This window comes from Micromonospora globispora (genome assembly GCF_003857015.1).
In the GTDB taxonomy this organism is placed as follows: Bacteria; Actinomycetota; Actinomycetes; order Mycobacteriales; family Micromonosporaceae; genus Micromonospora; species Micromonospora globispora.
This window is the reverse complement of record NZ_QGGF01000012.1, coordinates 1-2,255: the sequence shown is the minus strand read 5'-3', so window position 1 is coordinate 2,255 and position 2,255 is coordinate 1. Positions and strand designations below refer to the sequence as shown.

Below are 2,255 nucleotides of genomic sequence, written 5' to 3'. Positions count from 1 at the left end.
GGCGAACGCGGCGGCGGCGAGCAGCAGCACGGCCAGCACCGTCAGCAGCACGGCCAGGCCCCGCCCGCTGGTGGCGCCGACCAGATGCCGCCGCGCCCCGCGGGCGAACGGCAGCAGGACAGGCAGCAGCAGGCCCACCGCGAGGACCCCCGCGACCCGGTCCACGCCGACCGCGGTGGCCGCCGCCGGCACCGGCAGGCCCTGCTGGCGCAGGTAGCGGATGCTCAGGGCGGCACCGCCGAGGGCGCCCGGCGCGAGCCGGTTGACGAACGACGCCGCCACCTGGACGGTGACCGTGCGGCCGAGTGGCACCCGGTTCGCCGCCGCGAGGCGCAGCGCCAGCGCGCTCAGCAGGTAGGTGGCGGCCGAGGCCAGCAGGGTGCCGGTCACCGCCAGCGGGTCGGCGTGCAGCACGGCGTGCAGCGCGACCCGCACCTGACCGATCTGCGGCAGCAGGAAGTACACCAACAGGCCAAGCATGACCAGCAGGAAGACGTCCCGGCGGGTGATCCGGACGACCCGCGCCAGGCGCCCCCGGCGTTCGGGACAGCGGCCGGTGATCTCGTCGCGGAGGTCGTCGAGCAGGCCGGGCCTGCTGTCGGCCAGCCGACGGCCGGCTCGGGACAACAGCGCCGGTTGCAGCCACGGCAGGGTGTCCGCGACCGGGCCGACACCGAGCTCCCCGGTGGCGGCATCGACGGCCGGCCGTACGCCCGCCAGCGCGGCCAGGGTGACCAGGAGCTCCACCAAGTCCCGGGCCCGCTGGTCGGTGGAGGCGTCGTCGGTACCGAAGCTGAGGTCGACCAGACAGGCCGAGGAGTCACCGACCAGCACGTTGGCCGCCCGCAGGTCACGGTGAGCCAGGCCGGCCCGGTGCAGCCGGGCCACCTGCCGGCAGACGTCGTCGAGGGTATCCCGGTCCAGTTCGGCCGCGTCCAGCGGTCGCCCGGGCACGAACTCCTGGACCAGCAGCGCATCGCCGACCTCGTCGGTGGCGGTCGTGAGCAACCTCGGGGTACGCACCCCGGCCCGCTCGGCGAGCAGCAGGAGGTACGCCTCGTGCTCACTCTTCTGCTTCGCGGTGACGTACGGCGGCTCGTCGACGATGCCGCGGTAGCGAACCCGCCGATAGAGCTTGAAGAGCCAGTCCGCGTCCCGCTGGCGGCCGCCGGTGACCTTGAGGAAGAGGCGTCTCCCGTCCGCGGTGGTGGCCTGCCAGGGGCGGGAGCCGCGGGCATCGCCCGGGACGGGTGCCAGGTCGACCACCTCGATGCCCCGGCCGAGCAGCACCTGGCGGAGCCGCCTGGCCGAGTCCTCCGGGCCCACGTCGCCGACGATCAACCGGGTGAGGCCGGCGGCGAACCAGCCGACCAGGAACCCGCCCAGCACGTCGACCGGCAGGTGCGCGCCGACGTAGATCCGGGCGGTCCCGACCGCGGCCACCGCGAACCAGACCAGCCAGCGCACCCGGTAGGGCAGGGCCGGGGCGAGCACCATGCCGAGCGCGGTCGCCACCGCCATGTGGCCGGACGGGTACCCGAACGGTCCGGTCACGATGTCGTGGAACCGGATGTCGGCCAGAAAGTCCTTCGGTCGTCCCCGTCCGACCACGGTCTTCAGGACGCGGGCGGACCAGTAGGCGAGGTTGCCGGCGATCAGGAGATCCCGGGCCAACCCGAACCGACGGGCCGCGACGGCACCCGCCGTCGCCACCAGGACCGCCGGGTACGCGCCGAGCTGCATGACCAGCACCAGCGCCGGTCCGACCGGCCCGGGTACGTGGTTGACCAGCGCGAAGAGGTCCCGCTCCCAGCGGCCGGGGGGCCGGTGCCGGGCCCAGCGGCTCACCACCACCAGCAACCCGCCGGACACCAGCAGGCTGAAGACCAGCCCCGGTGACGGCCGATGGGTCCGAGGCACGGCCGGCCCTAGCGGGCGGTGGACCGACGGGTTCCGCCGGTTCGCGGGGCAGCGCCCGACCGCGACGTCGTCCTGTCGGCTGCGCTGTCCCGCATGAGTCGACCATAGGGCGAGGCGCCGTCGGACCGGGCGGCAACGCCGCCGATCCGCCCGGTCGGTACGCCGCCCGCCCGTCGGCGTGGATCAGGCCCGGCGGCGACCGACCCGGCGGGGACGTCGCCGCGCCGCCAGCGCCGTCACCAGCACCCCGACCACCGCCGCGACGGTGCCGGCGACCGGGACGATGACCCGCCAGTCCCCCTCGACCATCCGCCGACCGGCGGTCGCCATGGGCC

The 2,255-nt window shown here is 75.3% G+C and carries 1 protein-coding gene; it reads right to left on the bottom strand.

Annotated features, from left to right (window positions below):
* On the bottom strand, window positions 1-1,920 hold a 1,920-nt coding region (locus DKL51_RS00275; RefSeq protein WP_124811601.1), incomplete at its 3' end, for a phosphatase PAP2 family protein.
* Between the last annotated feature and the right edge of the window lie 335 nt (window positions 1,921-2,255).